Consider the following 20453-nt stretch of genomic DNA (forward strand, 5'->3'; position numbering starts at 1 on the left):
AAAAATAATTAATCGCATAACGAGCTTACTCAAAATCCATGAGTTTTTATTTTTTCACCCTTATTGGCTTTAACTTAATAATGCCAAACGTATCTAAAACCTTAATAATAACGTAAGTAACATCAATTTCATACCACTTAACTCCAAAATTTGCTCTGCTGGCGTGTTTATGATGATTATTGTGATAGCCTTCGCCCATCATTAAAAAGTCGAAACGAAATAAATTCTTACTCGTATTTTTCATCTTAAAATTCACATACCCATAAATATGACCAAACCAATTAATAATAACACCGTGAATCGGGGCCATTAAAAAAGTTATAGGTAATAATAGCCATTGCCACCAAGCTGTAGCGAAAAACGCAAAGAATAAAACATATAACGAAATCCATAGCACTCTTGAAAAACGGGAACTTGCAAAACGATCAAAACTTTTCCATTGCGGCACATTTTTAGTAAAACGTTGATCGACTTCAATACGTTGTAGATTAATGTCTTGATAAATAGTTTTTGTTTTCCACATCATAGCAAAAACATTATCATCGTAAGAAGGAGAGTGCGGATCTTTTTCGGTATCTGTGTAAGCATGGTGCATACGATGCATAATTCCGTAGCCATAGGCACTCAAATAACTAGATCCTTGAAAAATCCATGTTAACACAAAAGTAATACGTTCCATTGTCTTAGACATGGTGAAAACTTGATGTGCCGCATAGCGATGCAAAAAAAATGATTGAAAAAATAAGCCTCCATACCAAAGTATCAAGACAAAAATAATTATGGCCATAACTTTTTGTTTGCAAAGTTAAGTGCATAATACGTGCCAAACAATGAACCTAAATCAATTAAATCCGTTTTCTAATTCGGCTTAATGCTTGCGCGGTTACACCAATATAAGAACCAATGTATTTTAAAGGAATATCCTTTAGAACTTCAGGACGATCTTTAAAGAGCTTAATATACCGTTCTTCCGCTGTGAGATTTAATAAATTTTGTTCGCGTTTAGATTTTAAAATAAAAAGGCGTTCTGCAGTTAATCTACCAATAAGATTTCCAATATGAGTATGGTTATAAACCAGTTGCAAATCGTTATATGTGATACTTAAAAGCGTTGTATCGGTGAGCGCTTGTAATTGATAGGCTGATGGTTGCTGTGTTAAGAAGGAATCATAAGCACTTATAAATTCATTTTTAAAACTAAAACCAAATGTAATTTCCTTATCAGGATTGTCTTTAGGTATAAACAAGCGTACTGCGCCAGATTCTATGAAGGAGATATGGTTTTCTATGGCATTGAGCTCTAAAAAAATAGCTTTCTTTTTAATTTCACGCCGCTGCAATTTGGACGTAAAATAATCCCAGTCTTCTTGCGAAATGGTTGCTATCTGATCTAAATAGGCTTTTATTTGTTCCACGAGTTAAGTCTTAAATTTATAGTGAAATCAGTGATTCCAAAGTTTTCCAAACGGTATTAGCCACAATTTTGTGACCTTCAACTGTGGGATGAATTCCATCACCTTGATTCAGTTCGGCAATACCTCCAACATCTTTTAATATAAAGGGTATAAATTCGACGTCATTCTTTTCTGCTAGTTGGGAGTACATGGCTCTGAATTCCGACGTATAATCTTGGCCCATATTGGGAGGTAATTCCATTCCGGCCAGTATAATGGTGGTTTCTGGGCTTTTTCGTTGCACTTTATCAATAATGGCCTGCAAATTATCTCGTGTTTCAGATAAAGGCACTCCTCGCAAACCGTCATTTGCACCAAGTTCTAATAAGAAAATTGAAATTGGTTGGTTTAAAACCCAAGCAATTCGGCTTTTACCCCCAGCTGTGGTTTCACCACTTACGCCCGAGTTGACTACAGTATAATTTAGATCGAGTGAATCAATTTTTTGTTGTATTAGACCTGGAAAAGCATCTTCACTATCGTCCAACCCATAGCCAGCAGTGATACTGTCCCCAAAACATAAAATAGTTTTACTGTCATTGGCTTCATCTACAGACATTTCATTTTGATCCGTAATTGATGTTTCTTGAGTCGATTTTTCAGATGTATTATTGCCACAAGCGCAAAGTAAAACGGCCATAATAAAATAACAAAACTTTAGGAGTTTATGCGTTGATGAGATTGGTAGATTTAACTTGATTTGTTTATTTTGAGCCTTCGACATAAGTTGTATCTAAATTAGAAATTTATATGCCAAAGATATTAAAGATAACTGGGTTGGAAAAGACATATTCCAGCGGTAACAAACAATTAACGGTTTTAGAAAACATTACATTTGATGTAGATAAAGGGCAGACGTTTTCTATCATTGGCCCATCAGGAAGTGGCAAAACAACTTTATTAGGATTGTGCGCTGGACTGGACGAGCCTAATTCAGGAACGATAGAATTATGTGGACAGGACTTATGCAAGTTAAATGAAGATCAACGCGCCCAGTTGCGAAATAAAGAAGTGGGTTTTATTTTTCAGAATTTCCAATTATTACCAACACTTACAGCACTTGAAAATGTTAGTGTCCCTTTGGAATTACAAGCAAATAAGAACGCGGTTAAAACAAGTATGGACTTATTGGAAAAAGTGGGCCTAGCGGATCGTTTTCATCATTATCCGTCGCAGCTTTCAGGTGGAGAACAGCAACGTGTGGCCTTAGCAAGAGCCTTTGCTAATGCGCCTTCTATTTTGTTTGCCGATGAACCAACAGGAAACTTGGATGAGGAAACTGGTGAAAAAGTGATTAAATTATTATTTGACTTAAACAAAGAGGCCGGAACGACTTTGGTTATAATTTCCCACGATCTGGATTTGGCCAATCGCACACAGCAAATTCTTCGACTAAAAGGCGGTAAAATTCTAACCAACGAACGTACGGCAGTACTATAAATTCCATTTAGCTTACCAATATGAATCTAAATACAATCTGGCTATTTAAAATGGCATGGAGAGATGCCAAAGCGAGTAAAGTACGACTATTGTTATTTATGGCTTCAATCATTTTAGGGATTGCGGCCGTGGTTTCCATTCAATTGTTTAGTACCAACCTTAAAGATAACATACAACTGCAATCCAAAGCCCTAATGGGTGCAGATTATATCATTGACTCCAGAAAAGTTCCGACCGAACGCGCCCAAGCAATAATAGATTCTTTAAAACCAGATGCTTCTGAGGTCAATTTTGTATCTATGATTGCGTTTCCTAAAAACGGAGGTACTAAATTAGTTAAGGTGCGTGGTATGGAAGGTGGTTTTCCTTTTTACGGCACTATTGATACCCAACCGGAATCAGCTGCAACGACTTACCAAGAGTTAGGTGGAGCATTGGTTGATGCTACACTTTTACTGCAGTTTAATATAGAGCCCGGCGATTCCATTAAAGTTGGGGAGTTAACCTTGCCAATTGCAGGAGCACTAAAAGCCATTCCTGGAAGTACAGCTATTTCAACTTCTGTGGTACCTACGGTTTTAATTCCCCATGAATTTATTGATGCTACTGAATTGTTACAATTTGGAAGTCGAAAAGAATATCAATATTTTTATAAGGCTCCAGATACCTTAGATTTGGAACGTTTTGAAGCCAAAATGAATCCTATTTTAGAGGCTGAAAGTGCAGACTTAGATACCCACACCAGCACGAGTAGCCGTTTAGGAAGACGTTATGATAATGTTGGAAAGTTCTTAAATTTAGCCGCTTTTATCGCTTTATTGCTGGGTTGTATTGGGATTGCGAGTTCTGTTCATATATATATTAAGGAAAAGTTGAAGGCCATCGCTGTTTTAAAATGCATGGGTGCCTCCAGAATGCAAAGTTTTCTAATTTTTCTGATTCAAATTGCGGGAATTGGAATTGTGGGAGGCTTGATAGGTGCGCTGATAGGTATTGGCGTTCAAGAGTTATTTCCTTATCTGCTGCAAGACTTTTTACCATTTAATGTTATTGTTAGTATCTCAATACAGCCAATTTTAATAGGGGTTTTTCTTGGATTGTTTATGTCGGTATTGTTTGCACTTTTACCGTTACTTAGAACTTGGTATGTCTCTCCTCTGGAAGTCCTTCGGGTCGATGAAAAAGCAGCACAAGAGCCAAGAAAAATACGGTTGATGGTATTCTCGGCTATTTTAGTTTTTCTATTGTTGTTTTCATTTTGGTTGCTTAAAGATATTTTTTATGCCTTCTATTTCGTGGGAGCCACATTTATAACCTTTAGTATTTTAGCAGGTATTGCTTTACTATGTATAAAAGGTATACGGAAATTTTACCCCACAGGCTGGAGTTTTACGTTGCGTCAGAGTTTGTTGAATTTATTCCGTCCAAACAACCAGACCGTAGTATTGATTGTTGCCATTGGTTTAGGAACATTTTTAATCAGTACTTTATATTTTACCAAAGATATTTTATTGTCAAAAACCGAAGTCGGACAAATGACGGGGAATGCCAATATGATTATTTTAGATGTACAAAGCGAGCAACGTCAAGCCCTTAAAGAAACTATTGAAGCTAAAGGCTTGAGCGTTCTCGATAATATTCCGCTGGTGACCATGCGAATGCATCGCTTAAATGATCAGTTGGTAAATGATTTGCGTCAAGATTCTACAAGTCAAGTGCGTCGATGGGTTCTCAATCATGAATTTAGAACCACTTATCGTGATTCATTGATTGGATCAGAAGAGATACAAGATGGCGAATGGGTGCCGCAATTACAGCCAGGTGATCCTGTCGTCATTTCTATTTCAGACAATCTTGCTGATTCTGCTAAATTAGGAGTTGGTGATACAGTGGTTTTTAATGTGCAAGGTGTTCTTATGGAAACTACGGTTGGTAGTATTCGAAAAGTGGATTGGGGAAGGGTTCAACTAAACTTTACAGTAGTCTTTCCTAAAGGGGTTTTAGAAGATGCACCTCAGTTTAGTGTGTTTTCTACTGCGGTTCCAAATGCTCAAAGTTCTGCGGATTTGCAACAAGAATTGGTTGCGAAGTTTCCTAATGTTTCTATTCTCGACTTACGACAAGTTTACACCATTATAGAAGATATTTTAGATAAGGTCTCATGGGTGATTAATTTTATGGCGTTCTTTAGTATTCTCACAGGTATTATAGTGTTAATTGGTTCAGTAAGAACTAGCAAATACCAACGGATTAAAGAAAGTGTTTTACTCAGAACGCTAGGGGCAAAGAACAAACAGATTTTACAGATTACAGCTTTTGAGTATGTGTTATTAGGTTTAATTGGTAGTTTGGTCGGTATTTTACTTGCTTTAGTCAGTAGTTTTTGTTTAGCGCTATTTGTATTTCAAGAGCCATTTGTACCGTCTTTAATTCCGTTTATAATATTTTTACCTGGTATTACATTGCTAGTTTTAGGAATTGGCTTAAGCAACATTCAAAGCGTTCTTCGAAGTTCGCCATTAGAGGTTCTAAGACGAGAAGGCTAATGTATTAGTCAAAAATATTAAGATTCGCCTATTGATTTTATTATATTTGCACAGCAATTAAAAATTTTGACCAAAGTCATTAATACAAAACCAATGTTTAAAAATTTATTAAATAAATTATTCAAGTCCGATAAAGCTAACGGAACTAAAGAAGGAACCGTGAAATTTTTTAATTTCAAAAAAGGATTTGGATTTATAACTCTTAAAGATTCAGACGAAGAAATCTTTGTACATAAATCAAATCTAGTAGATAAAATTAGAGATAAAAATCGTGTTTCATTCAACATAGAGCAAAGTGATAAAGGTCCGATTGCTACCAATGTGCGCGTAATTAAAAAATAGAGCTTTTAAAAAAATTATTGAATTTAAACCATCAGAATTGATGGTTTTTTTGTGGCTTATATTTATGTTATTAAGTATCCTTATGAAGGTTACCTAATTGGAATTAAGTTTATTAGATTCAAGTAATCTAAAACAAAGAATAAAAAAATGGATTAACAACATCAACAATATCTTTAAAAAAAAATAAGTACTTTTAATGATATCTTAAATTTTTTTATATTGGTATTGAAGCACTATTTAGTTATATTTTTTATAAGCATAATAGTTACCAGATTATGTGCTCAAAATAATGCGCATACTAGTGAGGGAGCTTTTACGCAATTTATGCGATTAAGTGACTCTATTTCGGCTTCATTTCCGGAAGATGATATAAAAACCTTTAGACGAGCTTCCTTTTCAGAATCTCAATTACAAACTTATTTATCCCTACATTTTCAGCGTCTAGACTTATTAAAATCATTTAAAGGTCATCATAGTTTTATCTTGGACAGCTACTTACATTCAGGCAACTGGTTTAGGGAAGTAGGGTTTCCGAAAGAATCCATAAATTCTTACCGGGATTTTTTTAATTATTATCAAAAAAACGAAAGCCGTCTTGCACCTGCGGAAATAAAAGGCTATATAGAAATGCAAACCTATGCACGTAGTATGCTAGCAGAAAGTTATGCAAAACTTGGTATTCTAGATAGTGCTGCTAAAGAGCATAAGGAAAACATCAAGTTTACAAAAAATAGAGGCTATATCTATTATCCATCGGCTATTAATAATTATGGTTTGTTCTTATACTGGCACAAAAAAGAGTTAGATTCTGCTTTATATGTTTTCAATAAAGCTTATGCTATTGTTCAGGAACAATTTAGTAAACATACTTTGATAGGTAGTATTAGAGATAATATAGCTGATATAAAGTTTGATCAGCAGAATTATTCAGAGGCACATTTTTTATATAGTGCTAATTTTGAATTCTTTAAGATTGCTGTAAATGAAATATCCTTGGTAAAAGATATTCCACGTTTAATAAGTGCAGGTACACAATTGGTGACTACAAATATAAATTTAAATGATTTAGAGGAAGCACAACGGGTATTCAATGACTTAGAAAAAATTGTCCATTTTCAAAGTCAAATTAATGATTTAGAAACTGGTTCTAAATTAGAGTTTTTAAATGTTAAAGAATCATTATACAAAAAATTAGACCGTATAGAAGAAGCCTACCATACATCTGAAGAAATTAGACACTTATCAGATAGTCTTCAGCAAATAGCCAATAATATCGATAAAAAATGGCAAGAAGAACTTAATGACGTTACTATAGATAGAATTGCACTTAATTTTAAATTAGAGCGTATTCAAAAAGAGAATAAGATTAGAAGTCAGAGAAACAAATTGTGGTTTAGTGGCTTGTTATCTTCAATTTTTATCATTTTATTAGTTGCTCTAATTATTAATCGTCGTCAGCATTTAATTAATGCCAAAAACAAGCAGTTGTTGGCAGAACAAAGGTTGGAGAATTCGGCACTCAAGGTTGAGCAACTTAATTCAGAAATTAAATCTAAAGAGCGAGATTTGTCTGATTTTGCTATAAAATTGACACAAGATCAGGATTGGGCAATGGAATTAGCGGATAAATTAGAGGCTATAAAACAAGCATCGCCTAAAGATCGCGAATCTTTACTACAAGAATTAGATTTGGCTATTGCTAACAAGGTCAACGTAGATAGTGATACGCAAGATTTTTTTAATCGCTTAGATAAACTAAGTGATGCGTTTTATAGTAAGCTTACTAATAGCTATCCTAATTTGAGTAAAAATGAGATTAGACTTTGCTCATTAATTCGTTTAAAAATTGAAAGTCGAAGTATTGCTACTCTTCAAAATATCACTTTAGCTTCACTTAATACGAGTCGATATCGTTTGAGAAAAAAACTAAACTTATCAGAAGATATAGATTTAGATTTTTTTATATACAACATGTAACTAGTTGCAATACAATTAGTTGTATTGTGTTTTAATTGTTTGTCTATCAATTGTCTATGGCTTGTTCATTGACAGTCTATTCCAATTTCATGGTAATAAGAGGCATGTCTTGTACCTTAGTCATGTCCTAATATCCTATTAATTACAACCTGTAAAAATCATAATAAGTATAACTCATAAAATTGTATCACTCATGAAAAAATGTATTCTTGGTTTATGTATATTAGGACTAACCAACCTTATCTGCGCACAAAATGATTTAGCCATGGTAACTGCCAACGTTGACAACTTAACTGCCAAATCGGTAAAAACTTCTGAAATCAATAATGCTAAGTATTTATACAGTAGTAACCTAGACGCTCAGAATTTAGCTTTAAATATTAAGAAATTACAAAAAATTGCAGCGGATTACGACATTAAAAATGATGTTGTGTATAGTAAAAACAAAACGATTACTTATGATGTTGTATTTAAAGATAACGCAAATATCATTAATGCAGTTTACGATTATAATGGAATAATTATTAGTTCTGAGGAATATTATGAGAACGTGAGACTTCCTTATAGTCTTACAAAAGCATTGGCTAACGAATATCCGGGATGGTCCTTTGCCAAGAGTAATTGTACCATTATGTACTCGAAGAATGGTGAAGTAAAATCTACATATAATATAAAACTGAAAAAAGGAAATAAAATGAAGCTGATTACACGTTAATCCTAACATTTAAATTAACCAACATTAAAGCAACATCTATTACAGATGTTGCTTTTATTTTGAGATATGCATTAATACATGTCGTTGTTTTTTTTGAATTGCTAAGAATGGTATTCCTACATTTGCAATAAGTTGAAAAAGAAAAGAAATTGTAATGGCAAATAATATTAAGGAACAACAAGAAATTCTCGAAAAATTAAATATTTATGCTCTCAATGCTATGCAAGTTCAGGCATTGGAGGTGATTGATAATAATGAAAAAACAATTCTTTTATCTCCAACAGGAACAGGAAAAACGTTAGCGTTTCTATTGCCATTACTAGAAAGATTAGATCCAGAATGTGAAGAGGTTCAGGCTTTAATAATTGTACCATCAAGAGAATTAGCGATTCAAATAGAAACTGTGGTTAGGGAAATGGGGTCTGGTTATAAAGCTAATGCTATTTATGGAGGCAGAGCTATTTCTAAAGATAAAATAGAATTGAAACACACTCCAGCTATTTTAATCGGAACCCCGGGACGATTAGCAGATCATTTTGAACAAGCGCGTTTTACTACTAAATTTATAAAAACCTTAGTAATTGATGAGTTCGATATTTCGATTGAAGTTGGTGCCAGTGGTGAAATGAAATTTATAATGAGCTATTTAGCTAACGTAAACAAACGAATTTTAACATCAGCTACGGAAGGTACATCGATTCCTGCCTATTTAAAAATGAATGGTGCTAAAACCTTAAATTTTCTAAACGATAAGAATAGTACGAAATTGGCGATTAAAACGGTAATATCTCCATCGGCAAAAAAGCATAATACCTTAGTGGATTTGTTATATTATTTAGGTAATGAGTCTGGTATAATATTTTGTAATAAAAAGGAGCGTTTAGAAGATTTAAGTCGGTTTTTGGACAAACGAAAAATTGCACATGCTTGTTTTCATGGAGACATGGAACAACGAGATCGAGAACGTGCATTAATAAAATTAAGAAATGGCAGCGTTTCATTTTTAGTGGCAAGTGATTTAGCGGCTCGAGGTATAGATATTCCAGAGATGAGTTACATTATTCATTACGACATCCCAATAGCCAATCAAGAATACACTCACAGAAATGGTAGAACTGCGAGAGTTGATGCCAAAGGTACCGCCTATCTAATTAAAGATGATAAAGAAATACTTCCTGAGTTTATAGAAAATTCTAAAATCCTAACAGTATCTAAATCTGGTGAAATTAAACCACCATTTTGGACCACAATATTTATATCTGGAGGTCGAAAAGATAAAATTTCTAAAGGTGATATCGCAGGACTATTTTTTAAACAGGGAAAATTAAACAGAGATCAATTGGGAGTAATTGAATTGAAACAAGATTGTGCTTTCGTTGCAGTACCACAGAGTATTGCCGATGGTTTAGCTGACGCGCTGAATAATGTGAGATTGAAAAAGAAGAAAGTCAGAATATTTACGATATAATTTATCATGTTGCTAATTCCTTTTTAATTAATAAAGTACATTTAAATAAACATTATATTTACTAAAGGCTATTTTTATTTAGTTATGAAATCATTTCAAAACGTATTAGATTATGTAATTTTTACAATGGGTGATTATGCGTTTAGAGTCAGTATGATTGTAAAAATTTCGTTGATTATTATTATCGCCATAATATTATTGTGGATTATTAAAAGAATGCTTTTTAGACACTCTGAAGTAAATGAACATCAAAGAGGCAATATTCAGGCCGTGTTCCAGATGTTACGTTATCTTGTATGGGTAATTACTTTTGGATTAGTACTAGAAACCATTGGAATTAAAGTTACACTTTTGCTCGCTGGTTCGGCAGCACTTTTAGTTGGGATTGGTTTAGGTTTACAACAAACGTTTAATGATGTAATTTCGGGTATAATTTTGCTCACCGAACGGTCTATTAAAATCAATGATGTATTAGAAATCGACGGTAATGTCGTTAAAATACAATCCATTGGTATCAGAACTTCCAAAGGACTTAACACCGATGATATTTCAATTATTATCCCGAATTCTTTAATAACAACAAGTAAAGTAATCAACTGGAGCCATCAGAATGATAAAACCCGTTTTAGAATCGATGTTGGTGTTGCTTATGGTAGCGACGTAGATAAGGTAATTCGTGTTTTAGAAGAAAGCGCCTTTGAGCATCCAGATGTTTATGATCGAGAATTAACGCAAGGTAGACTCATGGGATTTGGGGCATCTTCATTAGATTTTCAATTATTATTTTTTAGTAAAAACACATTCGGAATCGGTTCTATAAAAAGTGATATTAGACGTAATATTGTAAAGAAATTTGATGAAAATAATATTATTATTGCTTTTCCACAATTGGATGTCCATGTGAACGCAATAAACAAAACTTCTAAGAAAACATAGATTTTAAAATTTAAAATCTTTAGGTATTATATACGTCTTAGACTTTTTTTCCATAGATGAGAAAATTAAAGCTTACCTATACAGAAATAAAAAAGATGGCGACCTTTTTTTGTCTTGAGATATCTTTTCAAAATAGGTTATGGAATAGGAAAGAATGCCGGAGTGGGAGCGTAGCCATTTTATTAAAACAAAAAAGCCATATCACTCAGAAAAATCTGTGCTGACATGGCTTTCATTGAAACAGTACTAGCGTGATCTACATAGCTTAAACTAACTCGACTGATTGACGTAAGTCAACAGTATTTCGATTCAAGCGTTTCTATTTCAAAATCGAAACATTTCATATCTTTCAAAATGTATTGACCTGATATTACTTTGCTTCTTAGGTCTATTTTTCTTGATGTTTTGTCTATTAATTTCCGAATTAACGAAAAAATAGGTTTAAAACATTGCTTGTACTTATTCATGTTCACTTTCGATTCCACTACTTCTTCGAAGCTTTCCACTTTATTAATGTAACCTACAAAAGCATGCTACAGAATTAAAGCTTCATGACTGTTTCACAAACACTTGCTTTCACAAGCTGCTATACAATCTCAAAAAACAACCTCAATATATAAAGAACGAATCTTTAATAACAATTTAACACTAATTTGAAACAAATTTCAAAACCAAACAAAGTTTGTTGTTAATTGTCTAGCTAAATTACATAATTATTTTAAGTATATCTATAGATTTAACATTTTAGATATCAACAAATTATAAACGGTAGTTATTAACAATTGTTTACAACCAAAAAAGCCTTCTTATTAAGAAGGCTTTTAAAGGTATTATATAAGTTGGAATTATCTTCTAACTTCTTTAATTCTTGCTTTTTTACCAGTAAGACCTCTAAAGTAGAAAATTCTAGCTCTACGTACTTTACCACGTTTGTTAACTTCTACTTTTTGTAAAGCAGGTAAGTTAACTGGGAAGATACGTTCTACACCAATTGTTCCTGACATTTTACGGATAGTAAAGGTTTCAGAAGATCCACTTCCTTTACGTTGTAATACAACCCCTCTAAAAAACTGGGTACGTACTTTTTCACCTTCTCTAATTTCATAGTAAACTGTGATAGTATCACCAGCACCAAATTCAGGAAAGTCTTTACGGGTTACAAATTCGTCTTGTACAAATTTTACTAAAGAATTCATTTTCTTTTATTTATAATAGTTGATTCAAAGCAACATTCACGATTCTCGCCAGAGGTTGGTCTAAATTGGTTTGCAAAAGTAGTGCTTTTTTGCTTATACGCAATGTATTGACAAAAAAAATTAACCTTTTGTCTCACTCACAGTATCTGGTTGGAGCTAATGTTTTATATGTCATTTTATACGAAATAGAAAGATTAAGCTTCAATGGTCTTGACTATAGAAACTTCCACTTTATGGAATTCGGAATATAACCACTAGAACTGTATATCGATTTAATCCTCTAAAAGATCGGGTCGTCTCGCCTTAGTCCTTTTGTAGGCTTCATCTTCTCTCCATTTTTCAATCTTAGCAAAGTTACCGCTGAATAGTACTTCTGGAACCTTCATGCCGTCGTACTCTCTGGGTTTGGTATAAATCGGTGGTGCTAATAATCCGTCTTGAAAAGAATCGGTTAGGGCAGAGGTTTCATTGCCTAGTACACCAGGTATTAAGCGAATCACAGCATCGCACAAAACGGCAGCTCCTAATTCGCCTCCCGATAGTACGTAATCTCCAATCGATATTTCTCTAGTTATGAATTTATCACGAACTCGTTGATCGACCCCTTTATAATGTCCACAAAGAATAATGATATTTTCTTTTAAAGAAGTTTGATTAGCAATACTTTGGTTGAGTTGCTCTCCATCTGGTGTCATATAAATAATCTCGTCGTAGTTGCGCTCGTTTTGTAATTTAGAAATACATTTATCAATGGGGGCAATACTCATTACCATGCCTGCGCCTCCACCAAATTGTGTGTCATCAACAGATTTGTAGCCTCCTGTTGCAAAGTCCCTTAAATTATGAAAGTGAACTTCTACTAAATTAGCTTCTATAGCACGTTTTAGAATTGAGGCTTCAAACGGACTTTTTAAAAGTTCAGGTAGTACGGTAATGATATCTATGCGCATGATGTCTTAAAAATTGGTTGCAAAGATAGGATTTATTGTGCTGATTTTGGAACTGGAATTTAATGGTAGTTTTTAATGCAATATGAATTAAACATTGCTGAATCTTTTATAAATTCCACGAGAATATTTTTTCAAATACCTCTGCTACAAGCAATGGATTTTAAATCTACTATAATATAAATAAGGAATCCCTATTTACTTCCATTTAATACCACAACCAACACTGGGCTTTTGGTTTGGATTAACGGACTTATTATTAATTAAAGCATCCATCGCAGTTCTGATATCTTTTCCTGTTACAGGGATGTCGTTTCCTGGTCTGGAATCGTCTAATTGTCCGGTGTAGACTAATTCTAAATTTTTATCGAATAAAAAGAAATCTGGAGTGCACGCTGCATCGTACGCTTTGGCGACTTCTTGAGTTTGATCATATAAATATGGAAAAATATATTCGTTATCAATGGCAGTTTTCTTCATTAATTCTGGACGATCTTGTGGATAATTGTCAACATCGTTGCTTGAAATAGCAATACAATTAATACCTTTTGAGACATAATCTTTTGCTAATTGGGATAATTCTGAACTAACATGAATTACAAATGGACAATGATTACATATAAACATTACTAAAGTTGCAGTAGTACCTTTTAGTTCTTTCAGAGTTTTTTTTCTATTATCTACGGTATCGATTAGCTTAAAGTCAGGAGCTTGTGTGCCGAGAGGTAACATATTAGATTCTTTACGAGCCATTGGAGTTAAATTTATTAATTTTAGAATTTTACTAATCAATTATAAGATTCCCACTGTCGTGAGAAAAAAATATGGAAAAGATAATAACATTTGAAGACTTTACCAAGGTAGATTTACGAATTGGAACCATTATTGACATTAAGGATTTTCCTAAAGCGCATCGGCCAGCATATCAACTGACCATTGATTTTGGTGATTTAGGTATTAGAAAATCATCCGCACAAATTACAACGCTGTATCAAAAGAACGATCTGTTACACCGTCAAATTGTAGCTGTGATAAACTTTCCAAAAAAGCAAATAGCTAATTTTATGAGCGAATGTTTGGTTGTTGGTGCTGTAAAAGCAAATGATGTAGTTTTATTGCATCCTGAAACTAAAGTTAAAAATGGAACTATAGTTTCCTAAACAGAATCTTTGAAACTTTTATATAAAATGATGTGTCATATACCAGCTTAATGACCAACCTATTACATTTCTTCTCTAAAGAAAATAGCATTCATTAAAAGTTTATTTGTACCATACCAGAACGCTCTAAAATTAGTGTTGTCGGTAAAACCTATAATAGTTCCTCTATTAACTTTAGCGATTTTTAATGGGACCGTTCTACTAATGCTGTCTAAATTTTGCTCAGAGATATAGCCACTTAACAAAGGGTTCTCGGTATACTGAATAGGGTTATTAAAACTGTTTTTATCTGCATTAACGAAAATTGTAGAATTTCGAAATAGTGCTAATTTATCATTTTTATATCCAAAATTAATAGGATGTGAACGATCTAATTCGGCTTCAAATATAGCTCCACCTATAACTTGTGCTCCTCTATAATCGCTACGTTGTTCATAACTGATATTTTTAGCATCTCTTTTACTCTTTTTCATATTAATCTTCATTAATTTTTTAGAGTTCAGCCATTTTAAAGCATTTTTATAAGCGATTAAAGTACCACCTTCCTTTATCCAAGATTGAACTTTTTTAGTGTTATTAGCATCCAAGCCAGAAGAGTTCACCATAATTATGGTATTATAACGACTTAAATCGGCTCTCCTTAATCTTTTGGTGTCGAGCTTAGTTGCTGTAATATTGTAACGTGTATCAAATAAATGCCAAATCTCACCAGCATCGTAAGACGTAATACCATCACCAACTAAAAGAGCGATTTTCGGTAGCTCTAAAGCTTTAAAATTGCGACTACCTAAATCAATACCATCGTTTAAGCCGGTTGAAACCGCATCTACATTTATATGGCTCTCTTGTGCTTTTGAATTAAGAAATGTATATAACTCCGAAGTGGATATATCTTGATTTTTCGCAGGAATCATAATTGTACCATAATCGTAAGATTTTCCGTTAGATTTAAAACGTTTCATGGCAACTTTCGCTCTTAATCCTTTCTTTAATATTTCATTTAAAAATTTTGGAGTGTAATACTCGTTCCATTCAAATAAATAAGCATACTCGCTTTGTGAACTAACACCACCTTTTTTCTGTTTGAGATTAGTTACCTCATTTCCTGCATTTGCAGTCGTTGTTTCAGCATAATCCAAATTAAAAGCCAACGGAAATGTCCATGCCGAAATATCATAAAATAAACTGTCTTGAAACGTAGTTCGTTTTTCGAACATGGCATTTATTAATCTTGTATTTTTCTGGTTTTTAGGGACTAGATAACTATATTCTTTCTTGTAATTTTTACCATCTTTAGTGAAATCGGATTTTAAATCGTAGAACTTTATTTTATGTCGTTTCAATATTTCTGCTAAATGAAAGGTTTTAGAGCCATCTTTTTCATCACCAAAAACAATAGCATTTTTGCCTTCTTTAGCAGCTTCCGCTCGTGCATTTTTATAGAAATTATGCTGATAATCTAAAATTTCCTTTCGCATGCCATTAGCTGCAGCAAGTGTAGATAAAGATGCGGTAAATTGATTTTTTATTGTGAAAGGAAAGGTTAAAATACCATTTTCACTCTCTTGAGCATGACCACGTGAACTTGCTTGTTCAAACAAAATACCAATACCACCATTAATATCTGGAAATGTAGATCCTTTACCATAGTAAAAATCGTCAAAACTTTCTTCTGAATAATATAAGGATCCAATTTTATCAAAGGCTTTAGCATGATATGTTGCAATCTCTTTGGTTAATTCTTGGTTTAATTGTGGTGTTAATGGATGCGTACGAGATGGTATACCAGGTTGAAAAAAGAAACTTGCATTGGTACCCATTTCATGGTGATCGGTTAAAATATTTGGTAACCAATTGTGAAAGGTGGTAATACGCGCTCTCGATTCTGGTAATTGCACTGGAAGCCAATCTCTATTCATATCAAACCAATAATGATTGGTACGACCTCCTGGCCAAACTTCGCTATATTCTCTATCGTTCGGATCTGGATTTATATTGATGTTTTTATTAGTGTTTGCCCAATATGCGAAGCGTTGTAAGCCATCTGGATTTAAAGATGGATCAAATAAAATTACAGAATTAGCTAATAAATTCTGAATCTCAGAACCTTCTGCAGCTGCTAAATAATAAGCTGTAAGTAACGCCGCATTAGAGCCACTTGGTTCATTGCCGTGAATAGAATAGCCTTGATAAACCACAATAGGTCTGTTGTCAGAGTTTGCCGTATTGGTTTCTGTAGCGTCAATGTGCGCCGTTTGAATAGCTTTTATGTTTTTATGATTATCCGGTGACGTAATTGTCAATAAGAGAAGTGGTCTGTCTTCGAAAGTCTTTCCTCTGTTTTCAATAGTAATACGATCTGAAGCCTTAGCCAATGCTTTCATATATTCAACCAGCTTATCGTGTGTAATATGCCAATCTCCGACGTTATGACCAATGATGCTTTGTGGAGTTGGAATATTTGAATTATACTCAATATTTTGAGGTAAATAATAGGATAAGTCAGTTTTTGTTTGTGACCATAAAGTACTGGTCGCTAATAAGAAGAAAATAAAGAAGCGCTGCATATTTGGTGATGTTATTGGTGGTTAGTTTAATTTAAATGAACAAAACAATAATATTATTTTAAAAATAAAAAAACCGTTACTAATGTAACGGTTTTAAGTATAATTTAACAGAAAACGATTCTAGATATCATCGAAACTTATATCTGTAAAACTTTCTGTACTTTTAGTGTCTTCTGGAGTTTTTGCTTCTTGTGCTACAAAATCATCTTCACGTTTAAAGTCTCTTTGATGGCGCTCACTAATAACTTCTGTACCTTTTTCATTAATGATGTAGTCTGTCATTTCGGCTAAAATTTCTCTAAACTCATTAAAATCTTCTTTATATAGATAGATTTTATGTTTTTTATAATGGAACGAACCGTCGTCATTGGTGAATTTTTTACTTTCCGTAATCGTTAAATAATAATCACCAGCTTTGGTAGCTCTAACATCAAAGAAATAGGTTCTTCGTCCAGCACGTAATACTTTAGAATAAATTTCTTCTTTGTCCATCGTTTCATAGTCACTCATAACTCAATCTTGTTTTAATTTCAATCCAAAAATCTAAAAAAAAAGTAAGCTAAGCAACAAATAATTACATTTCTTTTTCTGAGAGTTGTTTAGTGTATAATTCTTTATAATAGCCGTCTCTATTAATGAGACTATCGTGATTGCCAGACTCTATAATCTTACCATCATCTAAAACAATAATCTGATCTGCATTTTTAGCTGAAGATACACGATGGCTAACGATTATGGTAGTTTTGTTCTTAGTTAGCTTTTCTAGATTTTTTAATATTTTTTCTTCCGTTTCGGTATCTACCGCAGATAAACAGTCGTCAAATAATAAAATATTTGGTTTTTTAATAATGGCCCTTGCTATAGACACTCGTTGTTTCTGTCCTCCGGATAGTGTAATACCTCGTTCACCTAAGACAGTATCGTAGCCTTTGCTAAAGTCCATAATATTTTTATGGACTTTGGCATTTTTTGCCGCTTCAATAACATCTTCATCGGTAGCATCTTCTTTTCCGAATTTGATATTGTTCTTTATGGAGTCTGAAAACAAAAATGCATCTTGTGGCACATAGCCAATACTTTCTCTTAAGCTAAACAGATTTAAATCTGAAATAGTAGTACCATCTATTAAAATAGAGCCTTTTTTAACATCATATAATCGGCCAATTAAATCTAAAATTGTAGATTTTCCAGAGCCTGTTTTTCCTAATATCGCTAAGGTTTGTCCTGATTGTATGCTGAAGCTTACATCATTTAATGCTCTAATATTAGTATCTGGATATACAAAAGATACATTTTTAAACTCAACATATCCCTCAACAGGAGTAAGTTGATTTGCTGTATTTTTAATGTCTGGTTCGGTATTTAAAAATTCATTGATTCGATGTTGCGAAGCTTCGGCTTGCTGTACTAATGAAGTTACCCAACCTACAGTTGCTACGGGCCAGGTTAACATATTTACATAAATAATAAACTCTGCGATTGTACCAATATTATCAATCTTCCCGCTCATATATTGCATACCTCCAACATAGATTACAATAAGATTACTGACACCAATCAATAATATCATGAGTGGAAAAAATAAAGCTTGCACTTTGGTTAGGTTAATTTGTTTCTGACGGTTTTCTGCTGATAACTGTTCAAATTCAATAGTTGTACTCGGTTCTATGCCATAAGATTTAATGACAGAAATACCACTAAACGTTTCTTGTGAAAAAGTAGAAAGTGTAGAAAGTGATTGTTGCACAATGGTACTTCGCTTATTAATCAGTCGGCTTAATTTATAAATGGCAACCGAAAGAAAGGGTAGAGGTAGTAACGTATATAGCGTGAGTGAAGGAGATCTATCAATCATATAAATAATGGCGACAGCAAACAGTGTAATTGTGTTTATGGTATACATTAATGCTGGTCCAACGTACATTCTAACTTTACCAACGTCTTCACTAATACGATTCATAAGATCGCCAGTTCTATTAGATTTATAGAAATTTAAAGACAATATTTGGTAGTGTTGATATATTTCATTTTTAAGATCGAATTCCACAAAACGAGAAACGTTTATGATCGTTTGCCGCATTAAAAATGTAAAAACCCCAGCAACAACTGCGGCACCGATTAGATACAAAATATTAATGGTTAAATCGTTTTTAAAAACCGCCTCTGTAATTTTACCATCTAATCGGTCTGAAACTATATTGATGGAAGCTCCTACTAATCGAGGAGTAAAAAGGGCAAATATTTTTGCTATGATTGTAATTATGATACCCACTATTAAGCGAGATCTATATTTATAAAAGTATTTATTGAGGTGTTTTAGTGCTTTCATATTGTGTTTGGTATTGAAAAGATTTAAAGTTTTACTGATCAAAATAACAGGACAAATGTTAGTTAGAATAGAAATAGTTTAAATCAATTCAGCTCAAAAGTATTGCGATAATCGTATTTTATAGTTAATATTTTGCTAATGCTCCAATTATAATATATTTTTGCATGCTGTTTTTAGAATATCTTTAAACACCCAAAAAAATAATTAAAATGACTTCAGAAATTATATCACCAAAAGAATTGAAAAATATGGATCCTGTATTCGGACAACATTCTTTTGACGATCATGAACAAATCGTTTTTTGCAACGACAAAGATACTGGATTAAAAGCTATAATTGGTATTCATAATACAGTTTTAGGACCAGCTTTAGGTGGTACCAGAATGTGGAACTATGCTAACGAATGGGAGGCACTCAACGATGTGTTGCGTTTATCTCGTGGTATGACTTTTAAGTCTGCCATCACCGGATTAAATTTAGGTGGAGGTAAAGCTGTAATTATTGGTGATGCCAAAACTCAAAAAACCCCAGAATTAATGAAGCGTTTTGGTGAATTTGTACATTCGCTGAGCGGTCGTTATATTACCGCTGAAGATGTTGGGATGACTACCGAAGATATGGATACGGTAAGAGAAGTTACGCCATACGTTACAGGTATTTCAGAAAGTAAAGGCGGAGCTGGGAATCCATCACCTATTACCGCTTATGGTGTGTTTATGGGAATGAAAGCCGCAGCGAAATTTCAATATGGTTCCGATATTTTAGAAGATAAGAATATTTTCGTTCAAGGTATTGGTAATGTAGGTGAAGCATTGGTAGAACATTTAGTTAATGAAGGTGCAAATGTTACTATTGCAGACATAAGTCAAGACCGATTAGAAAAAGTACGTGCTAAATATGGTGCTACAATTTATGGTGGTAATGATATATATAGTGAAAAAATGGATATTTATGCTCCATGTGCTTTGGGCGCGACAATTAATGACGACACTATCTATAAATTAAATGCTAAAATTGTAGCTGGTGCTGCAAATAATCAATTGGCTGAAGAGAAAAAACATGGTCAAATTTTACAAGAACGAGGTATTGTATATGCACCAGATTTTTTAATCAATGCAGGTGGTATCATTAATGTTTACGCAGAGTTAGAGAATTATGACAGACAAGAAATAATGCGTAAAACGGAAAATATATATAATACGACACTCGAAATTTTAGATAATGCTAAAGTGAATAATTTAACCACACACAATGCGGCATTAAACATTGCTAGAGAGCGAATTGAAACTCGTAAAAGAGAAAATTTGAAATAGAAGAAAATAAATTTTTATTTCAGAAGTAATTAATAGTATTTTTGCAAGGTGAATTTTTAGGAA

At 33.3% G+C, this 20453-nt stretch carries 18 protein-coding genes; 9 read left to right on the forward strand and 9 right to left on the reverse strand.

Annotated elements, in window-relative coordinates; translation table 11 throughout:
* Positions 1-46 precede the first annotated feature (46 nt).
* From QMA06_RS12895 to QMA06_RS12905, 3 genes are read right to left on the reverse strand one after another with little or no spacing between them, the layout of a single operon-like run.
* On the reverse strand, positions 47-787 hold the full coding sequence (locus QMA06_RS12895) for an acyl-CoA desaturase (protein WP_290207282.1): 741 nt from the start codon (positions 785-787) through the stop codon (positions 47-49).
* Between the two features lie 58 nt (positions 788-845).
* Positions 846-1415 (reverse strand): Crp/Fnr family transcriptional regulator, encoded by a 570-nt coding sequence (locus tag QMA06_RS12900; protein ID WP_290207283.1) that lies wholly within the window; start codon positions 1413-1415, stop codon positions 846-848.
* 16 nt (positions 1416-1431) lie between these two features.
* Complete coding sequence (locus QMA06_RS12905) at positions 1432-2178, reverse strand: arylesterase (protein WP_290207284.1); 747 nt, start codon at positions 2176-2178, stop codon at positions 1432-1434.
* 26 nt (positions 2179-2204) lie between these two features.
* On the opposite strand from QMA06_RS12905, the gene QMA06_RS12910 reads away from it, so the two are divergent.
* From QMA06_RS12910 to QMA06_RS12940, 7 genes are all read left to right on the forward strand, one after another.
* Positions 2205-2894, forward strand: coding sequence for an ABC transporter ATP-binding protein (locus QMA06_RS12910; protein WP_290207285.1), 690 nt, complete (start codon positions 2205-2207; stop codon positions 2892-2894).
* Positions 2895-2944: 50 nt separating this feature from the next.
* Positions 2945-5440: an ABC transporter permease gene (locus QMA06_RS12915; protein ID WP_290207474.1), complete on the forward strand. Its 2496-nt coding sequence runs from the start codon at positions 2945-2947 to the stop codon at positions 5438-5440.
* A 66-nt stretch (positions 5441-5506) separates the two neighbouring features.
* Positions 5507-5782 (forward strand): cold-shock protein, encoded by a 276-nt coding sequence (locus tag QMA06_RS12920; RefSeq protein ID WP_318036605.1) that lies wholly within the window; start codon positions 5507-5509, stop codon positions 5780-5782.
* A 225-nt stretch (positions 5783-6007) separates the two neighbouring features.
* Positions 6008-7759: a hypothetical protein gene (locus tag QMA06_RS12925; protein WP_290207286.1), complete on the forward strand. Its 1752-nt coding sequence runs from the start codon at positions 6008-6010 to the stop codon at positions 7757-7759.
* A 193-nt stretch (positions 7760-7952) separates the two neighbouring features.
* A complete protein-coding gene (locus QMA06_RS12930) occupies positions 7953-8474 on the forward strand; it encodes a hypothetical protein (RefSeq protein WP_290207287.1) in 522 nt (173 codons plus the stop codon).
* 154 nt (positions 8475-8628) lie between these two features.
* Complete coding sequence (locus QMA06_RS12935; RefSeq protein ID WP_290207288.1) at positions 8629-9942, forward strand: DEAD/DEAH box helicase; 1314 nt, start codon at positions 8629-8631, stop codon at positions 9940-9942.
* A gap of 84 nt (positions 9943-10026) precedes the next feature.
* Positions 10027-10878, forward strand: coding sequence for a mechanosensitive ion channel family protein (locus QMA06_RS12940; protein WP_290207289.1), 852 nt, complete (start codon positions 10027-10029; stop codon positions 10876-10878).
* An 845-nt stretch (positions 10879-11723) separates the two neighbouring features.
* Here the strand turns inward: QMA06_RS12940 and rplS are convergent.
* The 3 genes from rplS to QMA06_RS12955 form a co-directional block, all read right to left on the reverse strand.
* Entirely contained in the window at positions 11724-12074 is a 351-nt protein-coding gene (rplS, locus tag QMA06_RS12945; protein ID WP_290207290.1) for a 50S ribosomal protein L19, read from the reverse strand.
* Between the two features lie 272 nt (positions 12075-12346).
* Entirely contained in the window at positions 12347-13024 is a 678-nt protein-coding gene (gene trmD, locus QMA06_RS12950) for a tRNA (guanosine(37)-N1)-methyltransferase TrmD (RefSeq protein ID WP_290207291.1), read from the reverse strand.
* Positions 13025-13219: 195 nt separating this feature from the next.
* The gene (locus QMA06_RS12955; protein WP_290207292.1) at positions 13220-13774 is read right to left on the reverse strand and encodes a thioredoxin family protein; all 555 of its coding nucleotides are present in this window, start codon (positions 13772-13774) and stop codon (positions 13220-13222) included.
* A 71-nt stretch (positions 13775-13845) separates the two neighbouring features.
* Between QMA06_RS12955 and QMA06_RS12960 the strand changes: the two genes are divergently transcribed.
* Positions 13846-14181 (forward strand): tRNA-binding protein, encoded by a 336-nt coding sequence (locus tag QMA06_RS12960; protein WP_290207293.1) that lies wholly within the window; start codon positions 13846-13848, stop codon positions 14179-14181.
* Between the two features lie 62 nt (positions 14182-14243).
* Here QMA06_RS12960 and QMA06_RS12965 read toward each other — a convergent pair whose 3' ends face one another.
* From QMA06_RS12965 to QMA06_RS12975, 3 genes are all read right to left on the reverse strand, one after another.
* Positions 14244-16748, reverse strand: a complete 2505-nt coding sequence (locus QMA06_RS12965; RefSeq protein WP_290207294.1) for a M14 metallopeptidase family protein — start codon at positions 16746-16748, stop codon at positions 14244-14246.
* Positions 16749-16868: 120 nt separating this feature from the next.
* Positions 16869-17258, reverse strand: coding sequence for a PUR family DNA/RNA-binding protein (locus QMA06_RS12970; protein WP_290207295.1), 390 nt, complete (start codon positions 17256-17258; stop codon positions 16869-16871).
* 64 nt (positions 17259-17322) lie between these two features.
* The gene (locus QMA06_RS12975; protein ID WP_290207296.1) at positions 17323-19077 is read right to left on the reverse strand and encodes an ABC transporter ATP-binding protein; all 1755 of its coding nucleotides are present in this window, start codon (positions 19075-19077) and stop codon (positions 17323-17325) included.
* 209 nt (positions 19078-19286) lie between these two features.
* On the opposite strand from QMA06_RS12975, the gene QMA06_RS12980 reads away from it, so the two are divergent.
* Positions 19287-20390 carry a Glu/Leu/Phe/Val family dehydrogenase gene (locus QMA06_RS12980; protein ID WP_290207297.1) on the forward strand — a complete coding sequence of 368 codons (1104 nt, stop codon included), beginning with the start codon at positions 19287-19289 and terminating at the stop codon, positions 20388-20390.
* Positions 20391-20453 lie beyond the last annotated feature (63 nt).

The organism is Winogradskyella bathintestinalis (genome assembly GCF_030407435.1).
Taxonomy (GTDB): Bacteria; Bacteroidota; Bacteroidia; order Flavobacteriales; family Flavobacteriaceae; genus Winogradskyella; species Winogradskyella bathintestinalis.